The 25,978-nt window shown below is 61.5% G+C and carries 26 protein-coding genes; 17 read left to right on the top strand and 9 right to left on the bottom strand.

What is annotated here, in order from left to right; all coding sequences use genetic code 11:
• The first annotated feature begins 11 nt into the window (after positions 1-11).
• From mrdA to lipA, 9 genes are all read left to right on the top strand, one after another.
• Positions 12-1,949: a penicillin-binding protein 2 gene (gene mrdA / locus E0L37_RS02695; protein ID WP_133490279.1), complete on the top strand. Its 1,938-nt coding sequence runs from the start codon at positions 12-14 to the stop codon at positions 1,947-1,949.
• Complete coding sequence (rodA, locus tag E0L37_RS02690) at positions 1,946-3,091, top strand: rod shape-determining protein RodA (protein WP_205655571.1); 1,146 nt, start codon at positions 1,946-1,948, stop codon at positions 3,089-3,091. The genes mrdA and rodA overlap by 4 nt, the downstream gene beginning before the upstream one ends.
• 132 nt (positions 3,092-3,223) lie before the next feature.
• Positions 3,224-4,270, top strand: a complete 1,047-nt coding sequence (gene mltB / locus E0L37_RS02685; RefSeq protein WP_133490278.1) for a lytic murein transglycosylase B — start codon at positions 3,224-3,226, stop codon at positions 4,268-4,270.
• Complete coding sequence (locus tag E0L37_RS02680; protein ID WP_133490277.1) at positions 4,270-5,190, top strand: septal ring lytic transglycosylase RlpA family protein; 921 nt, start codon at positions 4,270-4,272, stop codon at positions 5,188-5,190. Before mltB ends, E0L37_RS02680 begins: the two co-directional genes overlap by 1 nt.
• 133 nt (positions 5,191-5,323) lie before the next feature.
• Positions 5,324-6,490, top strand: a complete 1,167-nt coding sequence (locus E0L37_RS02675; RefSeq protein WP_133490276.1) for a D-alanyl-D-alanine carboxypeptidase family protein — start codon at positions 5,324-5,326, stop codon at positions 6,488-6,490.
• Positions 6,490-7,353, top strand: a complete 864-nt coding sequence (locus E0L37_RS02670) for a D-amino acid aminotransferase (protein ID WP_133490275.1) — start codon at positions 6,490-6,492, stop codon at positions 7,351-7,353. The genes E0L37_RS02675 and E0L37_RS02670 overlap by 1 nt, the downstream gene beginning before the upstream one ends.
• 22 nt (positions 7,354-7,375) lie before the next feature.
• Positions 7,376-7,648, top strand: coding sequence for a DUF493 domain-containing protein (locus tag E0L37_RS02665; RefSeq protein WP_133490274.1), 273 nt, complete (start codon positions 7,376-7,378; stop codon positions 7,646-7,648).
• A gap of 19 nt (positions 7,649-7,667) precedes the next feature.
• A complete protein-coding gene (gene lipB, locus E0L37_RS02660) occupies positions 7,668-8,336 on the top strand; it encodes a lipoyl(octanoyl) transferase LipB (protein WP_133490273.1) in 669 nt (222 codons plus the stop codon).
• A gap of 88 nt (positions 8,337-8,424) precedes the next feature.
• Positions 8,425-9,426: a lipoyl synthase gene (gene lipA / locus E0L37_RS02655; RefSeq protein ID WP_133490272.1), complete on the top strand. Its 1,002-nt coding sequence runs from the start codon at positions 8,425-8,427 to the stop codon at positions 9,424-9,426.
• A 248-nt stretch (positions 9,427-9,674) separates the two neighbouring features.
• Here the strand turns inward: lipA and E0L37_RS02650 are convergent, their stop codons facing one another.
• Entirely contained in the window at positions 9,675-10,034 is a 360-nt protein-coding gene (locus E0L37_RS02650) for a DUF6164 family protein (RefSeq protein ID WP_133490271.1), read from the bottom strand.
• A gap of 318 nt (positions 10,035-10,352) precedes the next feature.
• On the opposite strand from E0L37_RS02650, the gene dacB reads away from it, so the two are divergent.
• From dacB to E0L37_RS02615, 7 genes are all read left to right on the top strand, one after another.
• Positions 10,353-11,843, top strand: a complete 1,491-nt coding sequence (gene dacB, locus E0L37_RS02645; RefSeq protein WP_240687417.1) for a D-alanyl-D-alanine carboxypeptidase/D-alanyl-D-alanine-endopeptidase — start codon at positions 10,353-10,355, stop codon at positions 11,841-11,843.
• A 62-nt stretch (positions 11,844-11,905) separates the two neighbouring features.
• Complete coding sequence (locus E0L37_RS02640; protein WP_133490269.1) at positions 11,906-12,571, top strand: glutathione S-transferase family protein; 666 nt, start codon at positions 11,906-11,908, stop codon at positions 12,569-12,571.
• A gap of 371 nt (positions 12,572-12,942) precedes the next feature.
• Complete coding sequence (locus tag E0L37_RS02635; RefSeq protein ID WP_133490268.1) at positions 12,943-13,374, top strand: copper resistance protein NlpE; 432 nt, start codon at positions 12,943-12,945, stop codon at positions 13,372-13,374.
• A gap of 240 nt (positions 13,375-13,614) precedes the next feature.
• Positions 13,615-14,301 (top strand): MotA/TolQ/ExbB proton channel family protein, encoded by a 687-nt coding sequence (locus E0L37_RS02630; protein ID WP_133490267.1) that lies wholly within the window; start codon positions 13,615-13,617, stop codon positions 14,299-14,301.
• Complete coding sequence (locus E0L37_RS02625; protein ID WP_133490266.1) at positions 14,291-14,674, top strand: biopolymer transporter ExbD; 384 nt, start codon at positions 14,291-14,293, stop codon at positions 14,672-14,674. Before E0L37_RS02630 ends, E0L37_RS02625 begins: the two co-directional genes overlap by 11 nt.
• Positions 14,671-15,171, top strand: coding sequence for a biopolymer transporter ExbD (locus tag E0L37_RS02620; protein WP_133490265.1), 501 nt, complete (start codon positions 14,671-14,673; stop codon positions 15,169-15,171). Before E0L37_RS02625 ends, E0L37_RS02620 begins: the two co-directional genes overlap by 4 nt.
• Positions 15,168-15,992 (top strand): energy transducer TonB, encoded by an 825-nt coding sequence (locus E0L37_RS02615; protein WP_133490264.1) that lies wholly within the window; start codon positions 15,168-15,170, stop codon positions 15,990-15,992. The genes E0L37_RS02620 and E0L37_RS02615 overlap by 4 nt, the downstream gene beginning before the upstream one ends.
• 162 nt (positions 15,993-16,154) lie before the next feature.
• Here the strand turns inward: E0L37_RS02615 and E0L37_RS02610 are convergent, their stop codons facing one another.
• The 3 genes from E0L37_RS02610 to E0L37_RS02600 all read right to left on the bottom strand — a co-directional run bounded on the left by E0L37_RS02610 (position 16,155) and on the right by E0L37_RS02600 (position 20,521).
• Positions 16,155-16,766: a flavin prenyltransferase UbiX gene (locus E0L37_RS02610; RefSeq protein ID WP_133490263.1), complete on the bottom strand. Its 612-nt coding sequence runs from the start codon at positions 16,764-16,766 to the stop codon at positions 16,155-16,157.
• A gap of 15 nt (positions 16,767-16,781) precedes the next feature.
• Complete coding sequence (gene mpl, locus E0L37_RS02605) at positions 16,782-18,143, bottom strand: UDP-N-acetylmuramate:L-alanyl-gamma-D-glutamyl-meso-diaminopimelate ligase (protein WP_133490262.1); 1,362 nt, start codon at positions 18,141-18,143, stop codon at positions 16,782-16,784.
• Between the two features lie 122 nt (positions 18,144-18,265).
• Complete coding sequence (locus E0L37_RS02600; RefSeq protein ID WP_133490261.1) at positions 18,266-20,521, bottom strand: TonB-dependent siderophore receptor; 2,256 nt, start codon at positions 20,519-20,521, stop codon at positions 18,266-18,268.
• 235 nt (positions 20,522-20,756) lie between these two features.
• Here E0L37_RS02600 and E0L37_RS02595 point away from each other — a divergent pair, with 235 nt between their 5' ends.
• Complete coding sequence (locus tag E0L37_RS02595) at positions 20,757-21,215, top strand: MaoC family dehydratase (protein ID WP_133490260.1); 459 nt, start codon at positions 20,757-20,759, stop codon at positions 21,213-21,215.
• Between the two features lie 224 nt (positions 21,216-21,439).
• Here the strand turns inward: E0L37_RS02595 and E0L37_RS02590 are convergent, their stop codons facing one another.
• The 5 genes from E0L37_RS02590 to urtE form a co-directional block, all read right to left on the bottom strand.
• Entirely contained in the window at positions 21,440-21,772 is a 333-nt protein-coding gene (locus E0L37_RS02590; RefSeq protein WP_133490259.1) for a zinc ribbon domain-containing protein, read from the bottom strand.
• A gap of 12 nt (positions 21,773-21,784) precedes the next feature.
• Complete coding sequence (gene fmdA / locus E0L37_RS02585) at positions 21,785-23,014, bottom strand: formamidase (RefSeq protein WP_133490258.1); 1,230 nt, start codon at positions 23,012-23,014, stop codon at positions 21,785-21,787.
• Positions 23,015-23,145: 131 nt separating this feature from the next.
• The gene (locus tag E0L37_RS02580) at positions 23,146-24,216 is read right to left on the bottom strand and encodes an AAA family ATPase (RefSeq protein WP_133490257.1); all 1,071 of its coding nucleotides are present in this window, start codon (positions 24,214-24,216) and stop codon (positions 23,146-23,148) included.
• A gap of 6 nt (positions 24,217-24,222) precedes the next feature.
• Positions 24,223-25,269: an aliphatic amidase gene (locus E0L37_RS02575; RefSeq protein ID WP_133490256.1), complete on the bottom strand. Its 1,047-nt coding sequence runs from the start codon at positions 25,267-25,269 to the stop codon at positions 24,223-24,225.
• A 17-nt stretch (positions 25,270-25,286) separates the two neighbouring features.
• On the bottom strand, positions 25,287-25,976 hold the full coding sequence (urtE, locus tag E0L37_RS02570) for an urea ABC transporter ATP-binding subunit UrtE (RefSeq protein ID WP_133490255.1): 690 nt from the start codon (positions 25,974-25,976) through the stop codon (positions 25,287-25,289).
• Between the last annotated feature and the right edge of the window lie 2 nt (positions 25,977-25,978).

Here is a 25,978-nt window from a genome sequence, read left to right as displayed (position 1 = left end):
ACAGGGTCCACATGCGCCAACCGCTGACCCTCAAGGACCACCATCACGAGCACCGTCTGTTCAGCCTGCGTCTGCTGGTGGCGGTGGCGCTGGTGCTGGTGTTGTCACTGGTACTGGTCGGGCGCATGGCCTGGCTGCAGATTGCCCAGCACAGCCGGTTCACCACTCTTAGTGACAACAACCGGGTGCTGACCCAGGCGATGTCGCCTCCGCGCGGCCTGATCACCGATCGCAACGGGGAAATTCTGGCGGTGAACCGGCCGGACTTCACCCTGGAACTGGCGGTGGAACAAAGCGCGGACCTCAACGACACACTGGATCGTATCCGCCGCCTGATCCCGCTTACCGACGACGACCTGGAGCGGTTCGAGCGGCGCCGCACCAGCGCCCGCCGCCCGTGGGAACCGATCCCACTGCGTGGCCGGCTCACCGAGGAGGAGATTGCCCGCATCGCGGTGCATCAACACGAATTGCCCGGCGCCCGGGTAACGGCCTCACCGGTGCGCTTTTACCCTCACAGCCATCTGTTTTCCCACGTGCTCGGTTACGTCAACCGCCTCAGTGCCGAGGATCTGGACAACATGACCCTGGCCGAACAGCGTAACTACAGCGGCACCCATTATTACGGCCGCACCGGCGTGGAGCGCTATTACGAGCATCGGCTGCACGGGCAGGTTGGCTATCGTCAGGTGGAAACCAACGCCCGCGGCCGGATCCTGCGGGTTCTGGAAGAGCAGCCACCGATACCCGGTGGCGATCTGCGTCTGTCCCTGGATCTGAAAGTGCAGCAGGCCGCCTATGACGCCCTCGGCGAGCGGCGCGGCGCGGTGGTCGCCATTGATCCCCGCGACGGCAGCGTGCTCGCCTTCGTCAGCCGCCCGGGCTTCGATCCCAATCTGTTCGTTACCGGCATCTCCCATAAGGACTATGCCCGATATCAGCAGGATCACGACCACCCCCTGTTCAACCGCGCCTTGCAGGGCCGTTATCCGCCGGGTTCCACGGTGAAACCCATGCTCGGTCTGGCGGGCCTGGATGCCGGCGTCACCACCTGGGAGAGGACCATCCACGACCCCGGCTATTTCAGCCTGGAGGGCAACCCGCACCGCTACCGGGACTGGAAGCGCTGGGGGCATGGCCAAGTGGATATGGAAAAAGCGGTGGTGCAATCCTGTGACACTTATTTCTACGATATGGGGTTCCGGCTCGGCATCGACCGCATGCACGATTTCATGATCGGTTTCTCCATCGGCGAAGCCACCGGCATCGACCTGCTCAACGAATCCGAGGGGAACATGCCCTCCCGCCAATGGAAGCGGGCCGCTCGTAACGCGCCCTGGTTCCATGGCGACACCATCAACACCAGTATTGGACAAGGCTTCATGCTCACCACACCGCTGCAACTGGTGGTGGCCACGGCGATACTCGCCAACGACGGCCACCAGGTGGTGCCCACCCTGGCCGCCGATGAAACCCATCCGCCGCGCCGTCCGGATATCGTGCTCAAGGACCCTCAAAACTGGGAGCGCATGAAGCACGCCATGGAAGCCGTGGTTCACAGCAACCGCGGCACCGGCCGTGTCATGGCCAAGGACGCCCGCTATCATATGGGCGCCAAAAGCGGCACCGCTCAGGTGTTTTCGGTTGGCCAGGAAGAAACCTATAACGAGGAAGAATTGGCGGAACGCATGCTCGACCATGCTCTGATCGTATCCTTCGCGCCGGTTGAAAACCCGGCCATCGCCGTGGCGGTGATGGTGGAGAATGGCCGTCATGGCGGTTCCGTGGCCGGCCCGGTGGCCCGTCAGGTGATGGACGCCTGGCTGCTGGACGAGGACGGTAATCCGAGCGTTCCGAAACCGCTGGCGCGGCCACCCATACAGAATGCGCTGCCCGCACCGGTCAATACCACCGCCGCCGCCCACTCGACCAGGACGGCCGCCCAATGAGTCAAGTCGATCCGGTCAGAACCACCGACAACGGCGGCCATGCCATCTTCCGCACCCCGGTGGCCACGCGCCTGCATCTGGACCCACCGCTGCTGGCGGCCCTTCTGTTGACCATGCTGGGCGGCCTGGCGGTCCTCTACAGCGCCAGCGGCGGCAGCCTGGACACAGTGGTCCGCCAGGCCATCCGCTTCGGCGGCGGTTTGCTGGTGATGCTGGTGCTGGCGCAACTACCACCGAGGACATTCCGTTTCTGGGCCCCTCTGGTGTACGGCGTCGGCCTGGCCCTGTTGGCACTGGTTATTCTTGTGGGCACCGAGGCCAAGGGCGCACAGCGCTGGCTGAGTCTGCCCGGCATCGGCCGCTTTCAGCCCGCGGAATTGATGAAACTCGCGGTACCGGCGATGGTCGCCTGGTTCTTCAGCGACCGTACTCTGCCACCGTCAAAACGCAATGTGCTCGGCTCACTGGTGCTCATCTTCCTGCCGACGGTGTTGATCGCCATGCAGCCGGATCTGGGCACCGCGCTGCTGATTGCCGCCGCCGGCCTGGTGGTCTTGTTCATGGCCGGTCTGTCCTGGCGCCTGATCGGGCTGGCGGTGCTGGTGTTGGTGGTGGCCGCGCCGCTGATGTATTTCTTCGTTCTGCACGATTACCAGCGCACCCGGGTGGATACGTTCCTGAATCCGGAGGCGGACCCGCGCGGCGCGGGCTGGAACATCATCCAGTCAAAAACCGCCATCGGCTCCGGCGGCATCGGCGGCAAGGGGTGGCAGGACGGCACCCAGTCGCGGCTGGATTTCCTGCCGGAGTCCCACACCGATTTCATTCTCGCCGTGCTTGGGGAAGAGTTTGGTCTGATCGGGTTCCTGCTGTTACTGGCGGTCTATCTGGTGATCATCGGACGCGGCTTCTTCATCAGTTGGCAGGCCCAGGAAACCTTCAGCCGATTGCTGGCGGCGGCTCTGACCATGACCTTTTTCATCTACGTATTCGTCAACGTGGGCATGGTATCCGGCCTGCTGCCCGTGGTCGGGGTACCGCTGCCGCTGGTCAGCTACGGCGGCACCTCGATCGTCACCCTGCTGGCCAGTTTCGGCATGTTGATGTCGATCCACACCCACCGGCGCTTCATCAACTTCTGAACTGGCGGCGGATTCCATGGTCAGCAATTGGGGTCGGCCGCCGGCGCGGCGCGCGCCGCGATCATGGTTTAACCTCGCCGACCCCGATATTATGGCCCCAGCCCCATCCCCCCTGTTTTTATGGAGAAACTCATGGGTGTAAGACTGTCCGCCCTGCTCACCCCCTTTGCTTTCCTCGCCGCTGTTTTCCCCGCGGCCATGGCCTTTGCCGAAGAGCAAGGATATGCCCGTCATCCCCAGGCGGAAGCCCTGATCCAGGAAGTGGTGAAAAAAGGCGTGGACGAAAAACGGGCCCGGGAACTGCTGTCCCAGGCCCGACGTCAGGACAAGATTCTCGAGTCCATCGCGCGTCCCGCGGAACACACCATGACCTGGGCCCGCTATCAGAAAATCTTTTTACAGCAGGAACGGGTCGATGCCGGCGTCGCCTTCGCCAGGGAGAATCAACAGGACCTGGCCCGGGCCGAAGCCGAGTATGGCGTGCCCCGTGAAATCATCCTCGCCATCATCGGCGTGGAAACCTACTACGGCCGTCATAAGGGTACCTACCGGGTGCTCGACGCCCTGACCACCCTGGGCTTCGACTATCCCCCGCGGGCATCTTTCTTCCGCGGTCAGTTGGTGGCCCTGATGGAGATGGAAAATCAGGCCCATATCAACGCCAGTGAGATCACCGGCTCCTACGCCGGCGCCATGGGCCTGGCGCAGTTCATCCCCACCAGTTACCAGGCCTACGCGGTGGACTATGATCAGGATGGCGTCACCGATCTGGTCAACAGCCCCGCCGACGCCATCGGCAGTGTTGCAAATTATTTCCATCGTCATCATTGGCAACCGGGCTTTCCGGTGGCCGCCCGTGCCAGAATCGAAGGGCAGGGCTATCAGGCGTTGGCGAAAAAAGGCTACAAGCCCTCTTTCAGTCTCTCCACGGCCCGGAAAAACGGCGTAGTGGCAGTGAGCTGCCAGGATGATACCCTCGGCAGCGAATACTGTTTTGATCTGGCGGACGACACCCAGGTGGCGCTGCTGGACCTGACCGGTGAAAAAGGACACGAATTCTGGATGGTGACGCGCAACTTTTACGTGATCACTCGATACAACCACAGCGAACTCTACGCCATGGCAGTGCTGCAGCTGTCCCGGCAGCTGGCCCATGCTCTGGAAGAGGACAGGTCTTGATGCGTGCCCTTCTGATCAGTGCGCTGGCCCTGGCTCTGGGCGCCTGTAGCCTGGCGCCCCCGGCGACCACGCCGGCCTCCGTCGGCGCCACCGGTGATGCCCCGGCCCGCGACCCCGCCGGCGCACCGGGCTCGGACCGTTACGCCCATGACACCGACAGCCCGCCTCCGGCCCGGGAGCGGCACAGCGTCGAGCGGATGCCGGAACCGGTACCCAAGGCCGAACCTCCCAGCCGTTACGGCAACCCGACCACTTACTCCGTATGGGGGCAGACCTATCATGTGCTGCCCTCCTCCGAGGGTTACCAGGAAGAAGGACTGGCATCCTGGTATGGCCGCAAATTTCACGGCTATCGAACCTCCAGCGGCGAACCCTACGATATGTACCGGTTCACCGCCGCCCATCGCACCTTGCCACTACCCACTTACGTACGTGTCACCAATCTGGACAATAACAAGCAACTGGTGGTGCGGGTGAACGACCGCGGTCCCTTCCATTCCGATCGCATCATTGATCTGTCCTGGGCCGCCGCGGTTCGCCTCGGCATCGAGCAAAACGGTACCGGCCATGTCCGGGTGGAAGCGCTGATGCCAGAGAAACGCCCTGGAGGCCGTCGTCAGGGCACCGTACCCACCGCGGTACGTGCGGCACTGGACAGCCCGCCTCCGGAGGCCGGTAAAACCCAGGCCGAATCCGGGGACCTTTATCTCCAGGCCGGCGCTTTCCGGGCTCTGGACGGCGCCCGTGATCTGGAACGCCAGTTGCGCCACCGGCTGAAGCTGCCAGTGACCGTGCGCAAACCGGACGACAGCGCCTACTACAAGGTGTGGTTGGGCCCCTTCGCCAGCCTGGACGACCAGGAGCAAGCGCGCCAGGCATGCCAGCAGGCCGGTTTCGGCAATCCGATGCCGGTTCGCTAAGGCCCGGAAATTTCAGGCCCTGTGAATTCTTTCCAAGGTCCGCGCCTCGCGGCTGCGTCGACGCTGGAAACAGGCCATCACCGCATCCGGTCCCGAGCCGGAGTCGACAAGAAGTACTAACAGGCAGGAAACCATGACCCAGAGAATTGCCCTTCGCGATATCTTCTTTTTATTCGCCGCCGCCTGTCTGGCGCTGCTGCCGCTGATCGGACAGGCTCAGAGCAGCGTGCCGCGCGCGCCCTCGGTGGAAGCCCGCAGCTATATTCTGATGGACGCCCGCAGCGGCCATATCATCGTCGAGCACAACGCTGATCAGACCATGCCACCGGCCAGTCTGACCAAGATGATGACCGCCTACATCGCCGAGCGGGAGATTCAATCCGGCAATATTTCACTCCAGGACCAGGCGCCGGTCAGCGTCAAGGCCTGGCGCATGGGCGGCTCGCGTACCTTCCTGAAGGAAGGTACGCGAGCCGCCATCGACGATCTGCTGCGCGGTATCATCATTCAGTCCGGCAACGACGCCAGTGTCGCCATGGCCGAGTACATCGCCGGTTCCGAGGATGCCTTCGCCGATCTGATGAACCAGCAGGCGCGGGCCCTGAACATGAACGACACCCACTTCATGAACGCCACCGGCTGGCCGGCGGAAAACCACCACAGTACCGCCCACGATATGGCACGGCTGGCCCGGGCCATCATTAACGACTATCCGGAACACTACGATATCTATGCCGAAAAGGAATTCACCTACAACGGCATCACCCAGACCAACCGCAACCTGCTGTTGTGGCGGGATTCCACCGTCGATGGCTTGAAAACCGGCCACACCGACGAAGCCGGTTACTGCCTGGTGGCGTCCGCCAAACGCGACGACATGCGCCTGATCAGCGTGGTCATGGGCACCGCCTCCGAACAGGCCCGCGCTCAGGAAACCCAGAAGCTGCTGACCTACGGATTCCGCTTCTTCGAATCCTACAAGGCCTACAGCGCCAACGATGTCCTCGCCAACCCGGATGTCTGGCTGGGAGCCGCCGATACCGTGCGCCTGGGTCCGGAGAAGGACGTGCAGCTGACCGTGCCGCGGGACAGCGCCGACCGTCTGCAAGCGGACATGACGATTGATCCGCAACTGCGCGCCCCGATCGAGAAAGGCCAGCAATACGGCAAGGTCACCATCCGTCTGGACGACGAAGTGATCAGCGAAACGCCGCTGGTGGCGCTGGAAAGCGTGGAAGAAGGCGGCTTCTTCTCGCGTCTGTGGGACCACATCATACTGTTCTTCAAAGGCCTGTTCTGATGAGCACGGTCTACCTCAACGGCGCCTTCATGGCCATGGAGCAGGCTCGCATCTCGCCGATGGATCGCGGTTTCCTGTTCGCCGATGGGGTATACGAGGTGATCCCCGCCTTCAACGGGGTTCTGTTCCGCTTCGAGGAACATCTGCGCCGGCTGGAACGTTCCCTGTCGGCGCTCTATCTGATCAACCCGCATGACCGGGCCGGTTGGCGTCGCCGTTGCGAGGAACTGATCCAACGCAATGGCGGCGGCAATCTGTCGCTATACCTGCAAATCACCCGTGGCGCCGCCGACCAGCGCGATCACGCCTTTCCCGATCCGCCGGTGCCGCCCACGGTGTTCATGAGCACCTCGCCGCTGGCGGTGCCAACCGTGAACACACCGGACCGGATCACCGGCGTCGCCGCCATTACCCTGGATGATATCCGCTGGGCCCGATGCGATATCAAGTCCATATCGTTGCTGCCGAACATCCTGCTGCGGCAGCAGGCGATCGCCGTCGGCGCCCGCGAGGCGATTCTGATCCATGACGGCTTCGTCACCGAAGGCGCCGCCAGCAACGTCTTCATCGTCAAGGACGGCGAGATCGCCACCCCGCCGGCAAGTCACGCCATTCTCGGCGGCATTACCCGTGACCTGGTCATCGAGCTATGCCGTGAGCAAGACCTGCCCCTGCGCGAACGGGAAATCAGCGAGGCCGAACTGGGCGACGCCGATGAGGTCTGGATCTCCAGCTCCACCCGCGACGTGGTACCGGTGGTGACTCTGGACGACCGCCCGGTGGGCGACGGCCACCCCGGCGAGACTTGGAAAATCCTCGCCCGCCACTATATAGCGTTCAAGCGCCGCCTCTGCGGCGTATGACGTCACCGTAGCGAGAATCGACATGGCCATCCGTGAAGAGCTTTGGGAATTTCCCCACACCATGCATTTGAAAGTGATGGGCGCCGTGGACGCCCCCCTGGAAGATGCGGTGGTGGACATCATCGAGCGTGTACTGGAGCTGGATTTCGACCGCCCGCGCAATCTCAGCGCCCGCCCCAGCAGCCGCGGCAATTTCATTGCCCTCACCGCCCGCATCACGGTTCAGGACAAAGGACAGGTGGAAGCCCTGTATCGGGAACTGAACGCCTGCCCCCATGTGAAAATCACCCTGTAACACGAACCGGAGCGTGCCGATGAACCTGCTCGTCCGCTATCTGCCGCAGGCGGATTACGACACCTGCTGGCGGGCCATGCGGGATTTCACCGAACAACGGGATGACAGCACACCCGACGAACTGTGGGTGCTGGAGCATCCGCCGGTATATACCCTGGGCCAGGCCGGCAAACCCGAACACGTACTCAACCCCGGCGATATCCCGGTGGTGCGCAGCGACCGCGGCGGCCAGGTCACTTACCATGGTCCCGGCCAGACCGTGGTCTATCTGATGCTGGACGTGCGGCGCCTGGGAATGGGCAGCCGCGGGCTGGTTAACGCCATTGAACAAGCGGTGGTGGACTATCTGGCGACCCAGGGCATCGACGCCGTCAACCGCGAGGACGCCCCCGGGGTCTATGTGAACGGCGCCAAGATCGCCTCATTGGGCCTGCGCATTCGCCGCAAGGGCAGCTATCATGGCCTGGCGCTGAATCGGGACGCGGACGCCACGCCCTGGCAGCGCATCAACCCATGCGGCTACGCCGGCCAGCCCATGACCAGCCTGGCCGCCGAAGGCCTGACACTGACCCGGCAGCAGGTGGAAGAGGATCTGGTTACGATTCTCGCCCACCGCCTGGGGCTTGAGCCCCGGACAGCACCGCCACCGGACTGGTACACTTTACCCCAGCGGAAACCCGAGGCCTGACGGCTTCAGCGGTAACGCAGGCCTACCCGGCCCTGATGACATTGAGCAGGCGCCCAAAAGGCGCCTACACGCCAAGGCGAGAGAACAGATGAGCGAAGCACAGGCGAAACGTCCGGCAAAACAGAAAGTCCGTATCGGCGACAAGCTGCGTGGCGCCGACAAGGTCCGCACCATTCCCATGGTTAACGAGGAAGCGCCGGCACGCGAGCGCAAGCCGGACTGGATCCGGGTGCGAGTGCCCGCCAACGGCGAGATCCAGCGTATCAAGAGCATGCTGCGCCGGCAGAAACTGCACACCGTGTGTGAAGAGGCCTCTTGTCCCAACCTGCCGGAATGTTTTGGCGGCGGCACCGCCACTTTCATGATCATGGGCGATATCTGCACCCGCCGCTGTTCGTTCTGTGACGTGGGCTTCGGCCGTCCCAACGCGCTGGACCCGGAAGAGCCTCTCCACCTGGCCGAGTCAGTGGCTGATCTGGCTCTGAAGTACGTGGTTATCACCTCGGTGGACCGCGATGATCTGGCGGACGGCGGCGCTGGCCACTTCGCCGACTGTATCCGCGAGATCCGCGCCACCAGCCCGGACACCAAGATCGAGATTCTGACGCCGGATTTCCGCCCGTGCCTGGAGGATGCGCTCGATATCCTTGATGCGACGCCACCGGATGTGTTCAACCACAACATCGAAACCGTGCCGCACCTGTACAAGAAAGCCCGCCCCGGGGCCCGTTACGAGCATTCACTGAAGCTGCTGCGGGAATTTGGCGCCCGACGCCCGGATGTGCCCACCAAATCCGGCATCATGGTCGGCCTGGGTGAAACCAACGATCAGGTACTGGAAACCCTGCGTGATCTGCGCGACCACGACGTCGACATGATCACCATTGGCCAGTACCTGCAGCCGAGTCGCTTCCATGCTCCGGTGGAGCGCTACGTGCACCCGGACGATTTCAAGATGTTCGCCGAGGAAGGCCGCAAGATGGGCTTCACCTCCATCGCCTCCGGCCCGATGGTGCGCAGTTCCTACCACGCCGACCTGCAGCACAAGGGCGTCAACGTCGGTGATCCCGACGATCTGGCCCACGGCTAGGGATAGCCAGACGCTAACATTAAAACCTCGCCACCAAAGACATTGCAGCTACACAACCGGTCTTGACGTCAACTCAAATCGGTCTTTTGTTGGTATTCGCTGCCAAGGCAGTTCCCACAGCATGAATCACGGAGTCGCTGTGGGAAGCTGACTTCGCAGCGAATCCGCGCGCCAGCGTGCTGCGTATAAGCAGACTGTTTCACAACCGTGGGGCCCCAATGGTTCAGGAGCCACAATAACGGTACTGCCTAAAAGGTCAAAAACGGCAGCAGCGTGATCAGCAACAACGCGATCACCGCCAGCAGCATGGCCAGTGCCCGTACCGGCTGTTCCCGCAATCGGCGCCACAGGGTTGGCGCGGTGCCCAGACGACGGGCCTCCTCATAGGCGGCCCGCTGCCGCTGGCCCCGATCCTGCTGGTATTCAGCCATCAGCGCCTGTGCCCGCTGCCGATCCTCGGGGCGGGTCAACCAGATTCCACCAGCGGAAACGCCCCAAAGACTGGGCCTGGTTTCATAGAAAGGGATGTCATGCCGCTCCAGCAAAGCGCGGACTTCATCCGCTTCGTCGTCCGGTACCCGGCGCAGATTCAACAACAAAGTGGTCATGATACTCCAGAGACTGCTCGGGACCTTTACGCCACCGCGCCGGGCCCCAAACAGGTTCCAAGGTTTTACAAAGTGCGGCCCGGCTCGCCACTGACCGTGACCGGCAATTCGTTTAGTCTAATATTGCCTCAAATGGTGTGCGGCTCTGCTACCGGACCTACCCGGCATTGGCTCCGCATCCGCCATTCTCAGGCCAAGTTTATACCAATCCACATTTCGCGGTGGCGGCGTTCGCCCCTGCCGTCGCGCCAAGGAAGCCCCGATCCGCCGCCATGACGCCGGATCCGTATGCCGTACTCGAGGGAGCCCGCATTGATCATGACTTGCCGTCCGTTCTGGTTGTCGCTGTGTCTGATGTTCGTCGTCATGTCCCCGGCAAATGCCGAATCCTGGGCCGACAACATCTACGAGAGCCTGCAGGAACGGAAGTTACCGGAAGAATCCCTGTCACTGGCGGCAATTCCACTGGACGGTCCCGGCGAACCCCGTTTCGTCAACGCCGACGAGCAGATGAATCCGGGCTCCACCATGAAGCTGGTCACCACTTATGCCGCGCTGGAACTGCTCGGGCCCAACTTCCAGTGGCACACCCGACTGTATACCGACGGCGAACAAAAAGGCGATACGCTGAAAGGCAACCTGTACTATGTCGGCGTCGGCGACCCCAAACTGACTCTGGAGCGCATGTGGCTGCTGCTGCGCGATCTGCGCGCCATGGGCATCAAGCATATCCGGGGCGACCTGATACTCGACGGCAGCTACTTTCATCTGCCCAACGGCGTCCCCCATTTCAACGACGATGGCGACAACCCCTACGCGCCCTATCTGGTGGAACCCAACTCTCTGCTCACCAACCTGAACGTGTTCCGCATTCGTATGATGAGCCGGGACGGCAAGGTGCATGTCAGCACTGAACCGCCCGTCAGCAAGATCGTGATCGACAACCAGGTCACCGCGCCGGAGCGGGGCCGTTGTCCGGTACACAATTCCAAGGCGCTGCAATACGAGCCGGACTTTTCCGACCGTCGCAAGATCACCGTCACCATCACCGGCGCCTTGCCGGAGAATTGTCGTGCCGACCGTTACCTGTCCCTGATGTCCCAAGAGAACTACACCGCCAATCTGATTCGCGGCCTGTGGCGGGAAATGGGCGGCTCGATCTCCGGCCGCGACCGCACTGGCCGGCTGGCGCGGGGCACCAAGCTGCTGGTGACCACATCCTCGCCGGATCTGGTCACCATGGTCCGCGACATCAACAAGTGGAGCAGCAACATCATGGCCCGCCAGTTGTTCCTGACCATCGGCGCGGAAAACCGGCTGGCCGGCGACAAGGACGATCTTGCCGCGGCCGACCGGGCAATCCTCGAATGGATGCGGCTGAAAGGTATCGACGTCAGCCAGGTAGTGCTGGAGAACGGCTCGGGATTGTCCCGCGTGGAGCGCATCACCGCCCACCAGCAGGCACTGATGCTGCAACAGGCCTGGCGCAGCCCGTTCGCCGCCGAGTTGATCGCCTCGCTACCGCTGGTGGCGATGGACGGCACCATGCGTAACCGGCTGCGTAATACCGCGCTGGTGGGCGAAGGACACATCAAGACCGGCACACTGAGCAACGTGCGTTCCATCGCCGGCTTCACCCGCGATCAGAACAACACCACCTGGGCGGTGGCGGCGATGATCAATGATCGCAGCGCCTGGAAATCCCGGGCGGTACTGGACGAAGTACTGAAGGCGGTACACACCCTGGTGGAACCGGGCACCGACGCCAGTCGGGTCACCACGGCTTCCGCCGACGGCGACCGCCGGTAACACGATTATCTCTGCTATGCTCCGGACTTTGACGTTGTCACGCCACGGTCCGGAGCATTTCAATGATCACTGTCCACCATTTGGAAAATTCCCGTTCACTACGGGTTCTCTGGCTTCTGGAAGAACTCGGACTCCCCTACGAAATCGTTCATTACAAGCGCGATCCCAAAACCATGCTGGCGCCGGAAAGCCTGCGCGAAATTCATCCCCTGGGCAAAGCGCCGATACTGCAGGACGGTGACCGGGTGGTGGCCGAATCCGGCGCCATTCTTGAATACCTGCTGGACCACCATGGTCAGGGCCGCTTCCGCCCCGAACCCGGCGCTTCCGGCCGCGAAGCCTACCAATACTGGCTGCACTACGCCGAGGGGTCACTGATGCCGCTGCTGGTGATGAAGCTGGTGTTTTCCCGGGTGCCGGAATCACCGATGCCGTTCTTTATCCGCCCGGTGGCCAGAAAAATCAGTCAAGGGCTGAACCAGGGCTTCCTGGACCCTCGCCTCGGCGAGCACCTGGGCTTTGTCGAGCGCCATCTTGGCCAACAGACCTGGTTCGCCGGTGACGACTTCAGTGCCGCCGACATCCAGATGAGCTTCCCGTTGCAAGCGGCGCTGGCCCGGGCCCCCGGAAATCTGCCCAACATCCGGGCATTCATTGAACGGCTGGAAAGCCGCCCCGCCTACCGACAGGCGGAGGAACGCGGCGGGGCCCTGAAACCGCTGGGCTGATCCCGCCAGACCGAATGTGCTCCAGTGCCCATTCCCCACACTTTGCTATGGCCATTCAGGCATAAGACGTTATGCTTAGCCTGGAGCACACCCCAATATCCTACTCAGGCCGGATCCTGGCCGGGGGTGCTCCGGCCATAGCCATCAAGTGGGGATCCATGATTCTGCTGTATTTTTTCATTGCCCTGGCGGTGGCCATCGCGGTCATCGAAGTGGCCCAGAGAATTCATGCCCGCCGCCGCGATTAAGCGGCGTCGCCCTCCGTGCTTTTCCTCCCTGGTTAAAGACTGTTAAAAACGTGAACACGTTCACACCGACCGACTCCAATGGATTAGCATCTGACATTGCTTGGTCTATATGGAGATAGAAGCATGAAAAAGATTTTGCTTACCTTCGGTCTGGCCTCCGGTCTGGCACTGGCGGGCTGTTCTTCCACTCCCTCCAATCCCCAGGCGGACAAGGCCTTGTACAGCGGCATGTTGCCCTGCGCGGACTGCTCCGGGATCCGTACTTCCCTGACGCTGTACAGCGATGAGAAAGACCGCCCGACTCAATACGAGTTGCGCGAAGAGTACATGGACAGCTCCCGTGTTGGTCACACCGAAGTCGAGCGTGGTCAGTGGGCCTACGGCAATAAGGAGATGGACGGTACCGCTTATCGCACCGTGGTGCTGAATCCCGAGTCCGAGGACGTCGAAAGCCAGCTGCGCTATCTGGAAACCGCGCTGAACGCCCTGGAGATGCTGGACATCAACGGCGATCGCATCGAATCCGAACTCAACTACACCCTGATCAAACGGTAACTTCAGGCACAGGCGCCCAACGGGCGCCTCCCGCCTCCTCCCGCATCCGTCGCGCTCATTGAATCAGCCTATTCATCGTCACATTCCTGTAAATAGGAATGACTTGCATTCACTGCGCGAAATGCTAGACTCGCCCGCACACTGAGATATCGTCCCGTCGCGGCGCCCCAGGTGCCGTCATCCGCTTTAGTACGCCCCGGCCGACGGCGATATCCGCCTTTTCCACGATGGAGTTCGGCGATGACTTCTTCTCTGCAGTTTCACCTCCCCGAGTGGTTCGTTTCCGGTGGTATCACCATGTGGGTGCTTGGTCTGATGTCCGTGATCGGCCTGGCCACGCTGATTTCCAAGATACTGCAGTTCGCTCGTGTGCGCCCCAAGGCAAGCCGTCAGGCGGACGCGCTGCTGGCGAGCCTGGAGCGCGGAGAGGTTCCGGCCCAGCAAAAGCCGGGCCGCACGCCCATCGATCAGGTGGTGCTGACCTCCTGGAATCAGCGTGATATGGACGAGCAGAGCTGGGAAGAAGACAGCCTGCGTCGTGCCCGTGAGTCCCTTGACGAACTGCGCGGCGGACTGCGGATTCTCGAAGTAATCAGCGCCTTGGCGCCGCTGCTGGGGCTGCTCGGTACCGTCTTCGGCATGATCAGCGCCTTCCAGGCTCTGGAACAGGCCGGCTCCCAGGTGGATCCTGCGATTCTCTCCGGCGGTATCTGGGAAGCGCTGCTGACCACCGCCGCCGGTCTGACCGTGGCGATCCCGGCTCTGGCCGCCTTCCACTGGGCGGACCGCAACATTGAGGTGTGCCGGGAAAAACTGCAGGACCGGCTGTCCCAGTTGAAAGTGCAGCGCCGCCGCCTTGACCAGGACAGCGCGCCGACCCAGGACAGCGTTCCCAGCAGCGAGGCCCGCATCGCCCATGTATCTTGAGCCCGAACGTCACCGTTCGCCGGCTATCAGTCTCACACCACTCATCGATGTGGTTTTTATTCTGCTGGTGTTCTTCATGCTGGCCACCCGCTTCGGGGCCTGGAAGGACTTGCCGGTGAGCGTGGTGCCCAGCGAAGCCGTGGAACGGCAGGACGACAAAACCTGGCTGGAGTTGCACGTCAACGCGGAAGGCAAAGTGGACTGGAACGGCGAGGCCTTGTCCCTCGAACAACTGAAGGAACGCCTGGCCGGTCATGATGAAGCCGTCCTGATCACCGGCGACCCGGATGCGCCTTTGCAGGCCGCCCTTGCCGCCGTTGACGTGGCCCGGGCCGCCGGCCTCAAGGAAGTGCAGCTGGAGCTGCTGCCATGAACCTGGAAGACAACAGCCCGCGCCGGCCGCCGCTGGAACCGGTCCTGCCGCTGATCAACGTGGTGTTTCTGCTGCTGATCTTCTTCATGGTGGCTGGCCAGCTGGCACCGCGTCCCACCGTGGATGTGACCGCGCCGAACAGCGCCGAGGCCGCCACCGAGGAAGACCCCGGCCAGTTGATGTTGATCCTGGACAAACAGGGCGTGTTGTTCCATGACGGTGAGCCGGTGGCCGAGACGAGTCTCGCCACGCTGATCGCGGAACACCAGGCAAAACGGGAAAAGGAAGCGGCCGATAAAGCGGCCCAAAGCGACTCCGAAGAAAGCCCGGCGGCATCCGCCGCCGATGAGGATGGACAAGGGACCACGTTACCGCTGGTGCGGCTGCTCGCCGATGCCGGTGTGCCACTCAGCGTATTGCGTGAAAACCTGGGCAAACTGCGGGACCTGGGTGTGGAAGAAGTTCGTTTGGTAACCCAGAGCGAGAACACTCCGTGAGGCGAAGTATACGACTGATCATTAGTTGGGCCCTCGCGATCCTGGTTCACGGCAGCCTGCTGGTGACGGTGAATTCACTTACCCTGGCCGGCGGTCGCGTGGGCATTCAGGGCGGCCAGCAGGCCATGACATTGTCGCTGGCGCCCAACCCTGCGCCGCCGGCACCGGCACCGCAGGTGGCTCAGGCGGCCCCCAAACCGCAGCCGAAGCCCGAACCAAAACCTGAGCCCAAACCCGAACCCAAACCGAAGCCTAAACCAAAGCCCAAGCCGGAGCCCAAGCCGGAGCCTAAACCCGACCCCAAGCCGGAGCCCAAGCCCGAACCCAAACCCGAGCCGAAGCCCGCCCCCAAACCGGAGCCAAAACCCGAGCCGGAACCCGCCACTGAACCACGGGCCGAACCCGCCGGTTCCCCCGAAGCGGAACCGGACGCTGAGCCCACTGAACAGGTGGCGGGCGGCGCGCCCCAACCCAAGGGCCAGAAAGGCATCGCCGGGGAAATCGGCAAGGGCGTACACAGCAGCGGCGACAATGACAACGCGCTGAACCGTTATCTCGGCAAGGTGCGCGATACCATCGAGTACAACAAGGTCTACCCGGCCCGGGCACGCATGCGCCGACAGCAGGGTGAGGTGGAGGTCAGCTTCCGGGTCAACGCTCAGGGCCGCGCGGAAAATGTGGAGCTGGTTGGCAGTTCCAACAGCCGGATTCTCGATCAGCAGTCTCTGGAACTGGTGCGCCGGCTACGCTTCCCGCCGCCTCCGGCACAGTTGGGCAGTGATCCGGTGGCGGTGCGGATTCCGATCAACTATACGCTGTAAGGGCGGGGGACCACTGCTGTCCAACATTGTGGAACGGACCGTGTGCATGCACGCTCGATTCGCTGGCAAGCCAGCTTCCCACGGAGGGGCCACGAAGCCGCTGTGGGAAGCTGGCTTGACAGCGAATACTGCGCGACTTCAGGTCCCCAAGGCTCCACCGCCCTATTCCCCTTTCTCCCCCCAGCGCGCCACCAGTGTCTGCGACACCCCCAAGTGATCCAGCAGGCGCGCCACCACGAAATCCACCAGATCCTCCACCCGTTGCGGGCGATGGTAGAAGCCCGGCGCCGCCGGCAGGATGGTCACCCCCAGCCGCGCCAGCTTCAGCATGTTTTCCAAATGCAAAGCGGATAATGGCGCTTCCCGGGGCACCAGGATCAGGTGGCGGCGTTCCTTGATGGCCACGTCAGCGGCCCGTTCGATCAAATTATCGCTGGCGCCATTGGCAATGGCCGACAGCGTGCCGGTGGAACAGGGACACACCACCATGGCCGCCGGCGCGCCACTGCCGGAGGCCACTGGCGCGGTCCACTGCTCCAGGCCACAGACCACCAGACGGCCCTTGTCGGTACCGCTCCAGTCCCGCAACGCGGTCTCGGCGGCGCCGGTACCCGCGGGCAGCTTGAGATCGGTCTCGGTACCAATCACCACCCGCGCCGCCTTCGACAGCAAGACGTATACCTCGCAGTCCGCTTCCAGCAGACATTGCAGCAAGCGCAGCCCGTATGGGGCTCCGGAAGCACCGGTGAACGCCAGAGTGACCCGTTGTCGCATCGCGCTCTCTCCCATTCAGGCCCGTGCCGCGCCGAGGGCTTCCAGCAGCTTGCCGTGGATGCCGCCAAAACCACCGTTGCTCATCACCACCAGATGGCATGGGCCGCGTTCACCAGCGGCCACCGCCGCCACCAGCGCCTCAAGATCCTGCTCCACCCGCGCCGGCACCGGCGACCGCGCCACCACCTCATCCAGGGACCAATCCAGACCCGGCGGCTGATACCAGATCACCTGGTCGGCGGCGGCGGTGCTTTGCGCCAGGGTATCGCGATGGCGGCCCAGGCGCATGGTATTGGAACGCGGTTCGATGATCGCCACGATACGCTGCCTACCAACCTTGCGGCGGAGCCCGTCCAGGGTGGTGGCGATGGCCGTGGGATGATGAGCGAAATCGTCGTAAACGTGCACACCCGCTATCTCGCCACGCAGTTCCATGCGGCGCTTCACGCCCTGGAACGCGCTCAACGCTTCCGCTCCCTGGGCCAGGGTCACGCCCACATGCCGTGCCGCCAGCAGCGCCGCCATGCCGTTGTTGACGCTGTGGCGGCCAGTTTGCGACCAGTTCACCCGGCCCACCGTCTCACCCTTTTCCAGCACCTCGAAGGCGGAGCCGTCCTCCGCCAATAGACGATAGCCGGGATCGGCGCCCTCGCCGAAGCGCTCCAGTTCGCTCCAGCACCCTTTTTCCAGAGTCTCCTCCAGAGCGGGCTCTCCTTGCGGCAGAATAATCCTGCCCTGAGACGGAATGGTGCGGATCAGATGGTGGAACTGGGTCTGGATCGCGCCCAGATCAGCGAAGATATCGGCGTGGTCGAACTCCAGATTATTGAGAATGGCGGTGCGCGGCCGGTAATGAACGAACTTGCTGCGCTTGTCGAAAAACGCGGTGTCGTACTCGTCCGCCTCGACCACGAAGAACGGGCTCTCGCCCAGACGGGCGGAAACACCAAAGTTGGCCGGCACGCCGCCAATCAGGTAACCGGGATTCAGTCCCGCGTGTTCCAGAATCCAGGCCAGCATGCTGCTGGTGGTGGTCTTGCCGTGGGTGCCGGCCACCGCCAGTACCCAGCGGCCGGGCAACACCACTTCCGCCAGCATCTGCGCCCCGGAGGTGTACGGCAAACCACGATCCAGCACCGCCTCCACCGCAGGATTGCCACGGCTCAAGGCATTGCCGATCACCACCAGATCCGGGGCCGGCTCCAGTTGCGAAGGGTCATAGCCCTCGGTGAGGTCGATACCGGCGGCGGCTAACTGGTCGCTCATCGGTGGGTAGACGTTCTGATCGGCGCCGGTGACCCGGTGTCCCTGGGCCCGGGCCAGCTGCGCCAGCGACCCCATGAAAGTACCGCAAATACCCAGAATGTGAATGTGCATCGAGTTCCTCTCGCCGACTCCCCGACCATCGCGGGGCAAACCCCCGCACCATAGCGATAACCGGCGGTCAGGTGAAGAGCCGGGGTCCTGCTCAACGGGCGATGGCCGGTCACCGGCGGCTGCTACCAGGCATAGCTCACGCTCGCGATGACATTACGGCGATCACCATACCAGCAGTAGTAAGCGCTGGAGCAGGTGGCGATGTATTCCTTGTCGGCCAGATTCTTGGCCGCCACCTGGAATTTCCAGTCCTGCCACTGATAGCTCACCGTGGCATCCCAAAGCGTGAACGATGGCACACGATGCTCACGGGTATTATCGTTATCGCCATAGGTCTCTCCCACGTAACGCACGCCAGTGCCCACGGCGAGGCCTTTCATCGGCCCTTCCAGGAAACTGTACTTGGCCCAGGCCGAAGCCAACGTCCTGGCCACCTGCTCCGGGCGATTGCCCTCCTGGGCCTTATTGGCGTTCTCCTTGATTTCCGGATCCATGAAGGTGGCGTTGGCGATCACGCTGAGACTCGGCGTGATATTGGCAACCGCTTCCAGTTCCACCCCTTTGTTCTCGACCTCGCCAATTTGCTGCAAGGTCTGCGCGGCGCCCGTGGCCATATTTTCCTTGGTGGCCTGGAACAACGCCATGTTGAAATAACCATCAAAACCGCGCGGCTGATACTTGAGGCCCAATTCGACATTGTCACCGGATTCCGGTTTGGCCTCGTTAGTGCCCTCCCTGGCGATTTCAATCCGCACTGGCAGGAAATACCGGGAATAGTTAGCGTAGGCGGTTACTCCATGATCGAACAGGTACGCCAGGCCGGTACTGGTGGTCCACTCCTCATTCCGTGTACTCTGCCGCGCGGAAAGCGTTTTATTTTTGTACTCCTGTTTGGCGTGGTCATAACGGACGCCGAACAGGAAGACGAAGCGATCATTGAACTTCATCTGATCCTGCAGATAAGCACCGGCCTGATAGAAATCGATGTCTCTTTCTTGCCGCTCGGCTTCGGTCAGGGGGTCACACAACCCGGTCACGGGATCACAGTTTGTCACTGGTGTCAGTGAGCCGGCGCCTCGGTAGCTGGGATTGTAGGGATTGAGAGTCGCCGGAACGTAGCCTCCCAGAGCCGATTCATAATAGCCCATGACCGGGTCACCATAGGTTTTCCCATTGATGGACAAACTCTGGTAATCCAGTCCCACCAACAGCGTGTGGTCGATATCGTTGAAGCTCCATTTGTGGATCAAGCGGTTATCCACATTGAAACCATCGGCCTTCCCCTCTTCATCGGAAAGCCCGCGCAGCACCTGGCTGTCTGAAGTTGGAAGATAACCCAACGAATACATCTGCCGCAGATCCATCTTCATATGTTGATAGCGGGTATATTGCTGGAATTTGGTACTGTCGCTGAAACGATGCTCCAATTGGTAGCCGATGGAGGATTGTTCACGTTCAAACTTTTCATAGTCAGGGTTGCCGATGGCCACATCATCGCCAATCTCACCGTTCGGATTCGGCCTGATCACTCCGCTGGTGGGCAAGAATTGGAGATAGGGATCGGAATCGTCTTTTTGATAGGACGCCAACAGCGTCAGGTCGGTATTGTCTCCCAGTGCGGCGGTGAAAGATGGCGCGATGAGCGTGCGCTCAGCATCCACGTCGTCGACCCGGGTTTCACTGTCACGCCTTAGCGCTACCAGGCGGTAGGCATGCCCGTCTCCAACCGGCCCGGTGACATCCACGGACAGTTGCTTACGGTCGTAGCTACCGTACTCCAAACCCACGTAGCCACTAGAGTAGGAACGCGGACGCTTGCTGACGGTATTGACGGCACCGCCAGGAGGGTTCTGTCCGTACAAGGCGGACGGCGCGCCACGCAGAATTTCCACCCGTTCCAGGCCAAAGGGATCAATCTGCCAGCTGTAGAAGCCATACGAATAGACCCGGGTGCCATCGCGGTACAAACCGTTGTTGGCCTGATCAAACCCGCGAATAACAAACCAGTCCTGCTTGTTATCTTCACCGAAATAGTTCGCCTGAATGCTGGGCGTGTATTGCAAAGCGTCGGCGATGCTGATCGAGGCACGGTCTTCCATTTGCTCACGCGTGACGATAGAGATGGCACGCGGAGTCTCGCTCACCGGGGTATTGATTTTAGTCGCGGTGAGACTGCGTTGCCCCACATAACCAAAGTCCTCTTGCCCCAAGGCGCCGTCAGCCCGCGCCCCAACCTCCACCGTATCCAGTTGTCGGGTGGAGGAGCCGTCCTGAGCCCAGGCATGGCCAGTGAGCATGGCGGCGGCCACCGCCCAAGTCATTGGGTGGCGGGTGCCCCAGCCCCATCGTTGTTGTGTGTTACCGGATCGGCTAGCCATAAAATCTCCTGGCGGATAACTGGCAAGATAATAGGAATGATTCGCATTATACAAAGATTACATATTCCCGCCAGATCCCATTCCAATCCGCCTGACTATGGATCAGCACACCGACAATACTTTAAGCCGGTTAATGGATTACCATGGAACGTGGCCGCCCCTCTCTTCCTCGCGGAAGCGGTGGCCGCTTTCTTTCACTACGAATACGTTTTTCGTTATTGTCTTGGGAGACATCATGCTGACAATTAAAAGTCCCGAAGAACTGCAAACTTGGGAAGGCAAGGAACTCGGCGTTTCCGAGTGGGAAACCATCAGCCAGGAGCGCATCAACCAGTTCGCCGAAGCCACCGGTGACCATCAGTGGATCCACGTGGACGTGGAACGGGCCAACAAGGAATCCCCCATGGGCGGCCCCATAGCTCACGGTTACCTGACGCTGTCCTTGATCCCCATGTTCAAGGATCAGATCTACGCCATCGAAGGCGTCAAGGCCGGCATCAATTACGGCCTCAACGGCTGCCGCTTCCTCGCCCCGGTCCCCGCCGGCGCCCGCGTCCGCGCCCGCTTCGTGATGAAATCCGTCACTCAGAAAGGCGAAGGCCGCTACCTGCTCTGCAACGAAGTCACCATCGAACTGGAAGGCAGCGACAAACCGGCCTGCGTGGCGGAAAGCCTGGGGATGGTGCTTTTTTGAGTTGACAGTTGATAGTGGACAGTTGACAGCGAAAGGCTAAAACCGAGCATTGCGGTTATGCAAAGATGGATTGCCCATTAGCAATCTCGCTGTTGTTACTGATTGTCCTTCCTGGAGGTTTATAAAACCTATGAGGCCGCGCCCAAAGACCGGGCGCGGCCTCTTTGCTTCTACTCTGTTTTTTTCGCTGTCAACTGTCCACTATCAACTGTCAACTGCTCTTCTCAGTGGCTGATCATCCACGGCCGTGCGGAAGGGAACATTTTCTTGCCGTCGGCGGTGTAGAACACTTTCGGCGAGGGTTTGGCGTGATGGCAGCAGCCCTGTTCCTTTTCGCTGTGGTCGTTGCCGCGTCGGGGTTCGTGGGCGGCGCGTTCGTTGCGTTCCATGGCCTGACGACGGGCCGGTGCCATGTCGAGCACTTCCGGCGGCACCATGATCACCCGGGGAGCCAGTTCATCGCATTGTGGACAGGCGCGGGCGATGCCGGATTCCGTCACCGCCACCAGGGCATGAAACAGTCCATGGTTCGCGCATTTGTAATCGTATAACGGCATCACTGCCCTCCCCTATTTATCTTTCGCCAGCGGTACGTCCATGGAACCGGCCACGCTGTGTTGCGGGCCATCGACTCCCGGTTTGAGATCGAAATCGAAGATATCAGTGGGCAGCCATAAGGTGGCGCAGGCGTTGGGCACGTCCACCACGCCGCTGATGTGGCCCTGCACCGGCGCGCATCCCAACAGCGAATAGGCCTGGGCACCGGAATAACCGAATTTCTTCAGGTACTCGATGGCGTTGAGGCAAGCCTGGCGATACGCAATATGCACGTCCAGGTAGTGTTGCTTGCCCTCCTCGTCCACGGAAATACCTTCGAAGATCAGATAGTCATCGTACTTCGGCGCCATCGGGCTGGGTTTGAAGATCGGGTTCTTGATCGCGTATTTTTCCATGCCGCCTTTGATCAGATTCACACGCATGTGAATCCAGCCAGCCATTTCAATGGCGCCGCAGAAGGTGATCTCGCCATCCCCCTGGCTGAAGTGAAGATCCCCCACGGACAATCCCGCGTCCTTCACATACACCGGAAAATAAATTTGCGAGCCACGGGAAAGATCCTTGATATCGCAGTTACCGCCATGCTCCCTCGGCGGCACCGTCCGCGCGCCTTCCGCGGCGGCGGCATTGCGGGCGTCACCGTTCAGCTTGCCCATGTGCGCGGTATCCGCGAACGGCAGGTTCACCAGACCGGGCACCCGGTCCGGATCGGTATCATAAAGTTCTTTTTCCCGCTTGTTCCATTCGTCCAGCATGCTCTTGGACGGCAGGCAGCCAATCAATCCCGGGTGGATCAGACCGGCGAATTCCACGCCGGGAATGTGGCGGGATTTGGTGAACATGCCATTGAAGTCCCAGATGGTTTTCTGCGCTTCCGGAAAGTGCTCGGTCAGAAAGCCGCCACCATTTTGTTTGGAAAAGAAGCCGTTGAAACCCCACTGGCTTTCCTGGAAAGTGCCGATGTCGAGAATGTCCACCACCAGCAGATCTCCGGGCTCGGCGCCTTCCACACCCACCGGGCCGGACAGGAAATGCACCTGAGTCAGGTCCACGTCGCGAACGTCCTCGGCGTTGTCGTCGTTGTTGATTTGCCCGCCAGTCCAGTCGTGGCATTCCACGATGAAGTCATCACCGGGTTTCACCATGGCGGCCATGGGAATATCCGGATGCCACCGGTTATGTACTTTCTCGTTCTCGTACGGGGACTTGTTCAGATCAATTTTAATGATGGTCTCAGCCATGGTGTGCTTCCCTCCGCTCAACGTCGTCATCCCATGCCTCGGCAGGGATCATGAATCAGAGCCTGCCGGGCTGGCTCTGACACTATCGCGCCGGCCACCGGCCGGCGCCATTGGTGAAAACACCCCGGCGCCTACGTTGTATGACGTAGTCCGTCGCGGGGGTCGGTCTCCATTACCGGCACGATCTCCAAGGTACCACCGGTGGTTCGTACCAGGAATCGATGAATGCCGGGATGGCTGAACATAGCCGCGGCCACCTTCGGCTCCAGCTCATTGCGCAGGCGTCGCCGCAGGTCGCGGGCGCCATAGCGGATGTCCTGCCCCGCACGGAATCGGGTCCGCGCCGCCGGTTGCCAGGACAGAGAAACGTCTCTTCTTTGCAGTCGGTCCGCCAGACGATCCAGCTCCATTTCCAGTAACCCGTCGGCCCGTTGTGGGTCCAGCGGTTGAAAATAGTGAATACGGTCGATGCGATTGATGAACTCGGGATCGAAATACTCACGCACCGCCTGCTCCGGGATGCGCTCCGTCGCCGTCGGGCGCAACGCCAGCCAACGACGCCAGCCTCGGCGATAGCGCGCCAATCGGGTCTGCGCTTCACGGGCACCGAGATTGCTGGTCATGAAGATCAGGCTATTGCGGAAATCCAGCTCCCGGGTGCCGGCGGACAAAGCCAGCCGGCCATGATCCAGCACGTTCATCAAAGCCCGTATTACCCGGACGTCAGCCTTTTCAATTTCGTCAAACAGCACCACTCCCGGTTTGCGGAAAGTGCCGCGCAGCCGCTCCTCATCCAGCAGGGTATGTCCTTCCTTACTACCGACATATCCAGGTGGCGCACCGATGAGAGCGGCGGCATAGTGCTCTTGGGCCAGGGTGTTCATATCCACCCGGCACAGCGCGTCGGCGCGACCGTGCAACGCCTCGGCCAGCAGCCGTGCGGTTTCGGTCTTGCCAACACCGGTGGGCCCGACAAACAGGTGCACCGCCAAGGGCCGTTCCGGATCCGAAATATCCGCTTTGATCCGCGTCAGCATCGCTTCCAGATCCGCCAGCACCGGATCCTGACCGACGATGCGGGCACTCAGCCGCGCCATCACCTGATCCGGCTCGAACTGGAATCGGGAGGCGCGGGCCCCCGGTGTCACCGGCGGTGGCCGGGACTCCGCCTGCTCCATCAGGCGTTCGTTGATGAAAGGCACCGGCGTCTACTCCCCCGCCGCCCTTTCCTTTTCCGGCACCGGCGGATTCCCCACCGGACAGTCCGCCACGCCAACCGTATCGCGGGTCATGGCTTCCACCTGTTCCTGCGCTTTCCGCGCGTCCAGCACCCAGGTTCGATAAAAATCGAATGGACAATCGGCCACGCCCTTGTCACCGTCACCGGAGTTGTGCACACCGGTATAGCCGCGATGCAGCAACTTGAACAGATGGTTCTGGGACTGATCGTTGGCGCGGGCATCACGGATCTGGCTGACGGAAAGCTGAGCGTATTGCACGCCCATCTCCTCTTCACCGCATTCCCCCAGGGTACGGCCATCGAAACCGACCAGAGCGGAATGCCCGAAGTAGGAATAGACCCCGTCAAAGCCGGTGGCGTTGGCCACCGCCACGTAGCAGTTGTTGGCCCAGGCCATGGTCTTGGCCATCATGATCTGCTGTTCCTTGGCCGGATACATATAGCCCTGACAACGCACGATCAACTCCGCGCCCTTCATGGCACAATCCCGCCAGATCTCCGGATAGTTACCGTCGTCACAGATAATCAGACTGATCTTCAGCCCTTTCGGCCCTTCGGTAACGTAGGTGCTGTCACCGGGATACCAGCCCTCGATCGGGCACCAGGGGATGCACTTGCGGTATTTCTGCACAATGCGTCCCTGGTTATCGATCAGCACCAGCGTGTTATACGGCGCCTTGTGGGGATGGTCTTCATGGCGCTCACCAGTGAGCGAGAACACCCCCCAGGTGTTCGCCTCGCGGCAGGCGGCGGCGAAAATATCGGTTTCATCGCCCGGCACGGTGGCGGCGGTGGCCATCATTTCGCCGGGGTCGTACATGATCCCCATGGTGCTGTATTCGGGGAACACCACCAGGTCCATGCCCGGCAATCCGAGCTTCATACCCTTGATCATCCCGGCGATGTGACGCGCGTTGTCCAGCACTTCTTCACGGGAGTGCAGACGCGGCATTTTGTAGTTCACCACCGCCACGCCGACGGTGTCGGCACTACTGGAAATATCACCATGACGCATTGCTTGTCTCCTCGGATTCAGACCGCCAGATAGGCGGCGATTTTTTTCTGGTTCGCGCCTTCCCGGTCCTCTTCATGCACGAAGCGTCCTTTCTCGATCACCAGAATGCGATCCGACACGTCCATGACAAAGCTCAACACCTGTTCGGATACCAGAATGGAAAGCCCACGTGTATCGCGGATTTTTCGCAGCGTTCGCGCCAGCTCCTGGATGATGGAGGGCTGGATCCCCTCGGTGGGTTCATCGAGAATCAGCACCTTGGGATCGGTGGCCAGGGCACGCGCTATGGCCAGCTGTTGCTGCTGCCCGCCGGACAGGTTGCCGCCTTTGCGTGACGCCATATCCTTGAGCACCGGGAACAGCTCGTATAAATCCGAGGGAATGCCCTTGCGGCCGGAAGCGGCCAGGCCGGTCTCGATATTTTCCTTCACCGTCAAAGTGGGAAAGATCATCCTTCCTTGCGGCACGAAGCCGAGCCCGGCCTTGACTCTTTGATGGCTTTTCAGCGGCATCAGATCAACGCCCAGCATGGACAACACGCCCTCTCTGGCCGGCACCATGCCGACCATGGATTTCATCAACGTGGTCTTGCCCATGCCATTGCGGCCGACCACGGCGACAATCTCGTTCTCGCCCACGTCCAGTTGCAAGTCATGGATCACCTCACTCTGGCCGTAAGCCACGGAGTAGTTTTGCAATCTCAGCATGA

This window comes from Alcanivorax sp. 24 (assembly GCF_004360225.1).
Lineage (GTDB): Bacteria > Pseudomonadota > Gammaproteobacteria > Pseudomonadales > Alcanivoracaceae > Alloalcanivorax > Alloalcanivorax xiamenensis.
The sequence above is the reverse complement of the archived record's forward strand: the minus strand, read 5'-3'. Positions and strand labels throughout refer to the sequence as shown.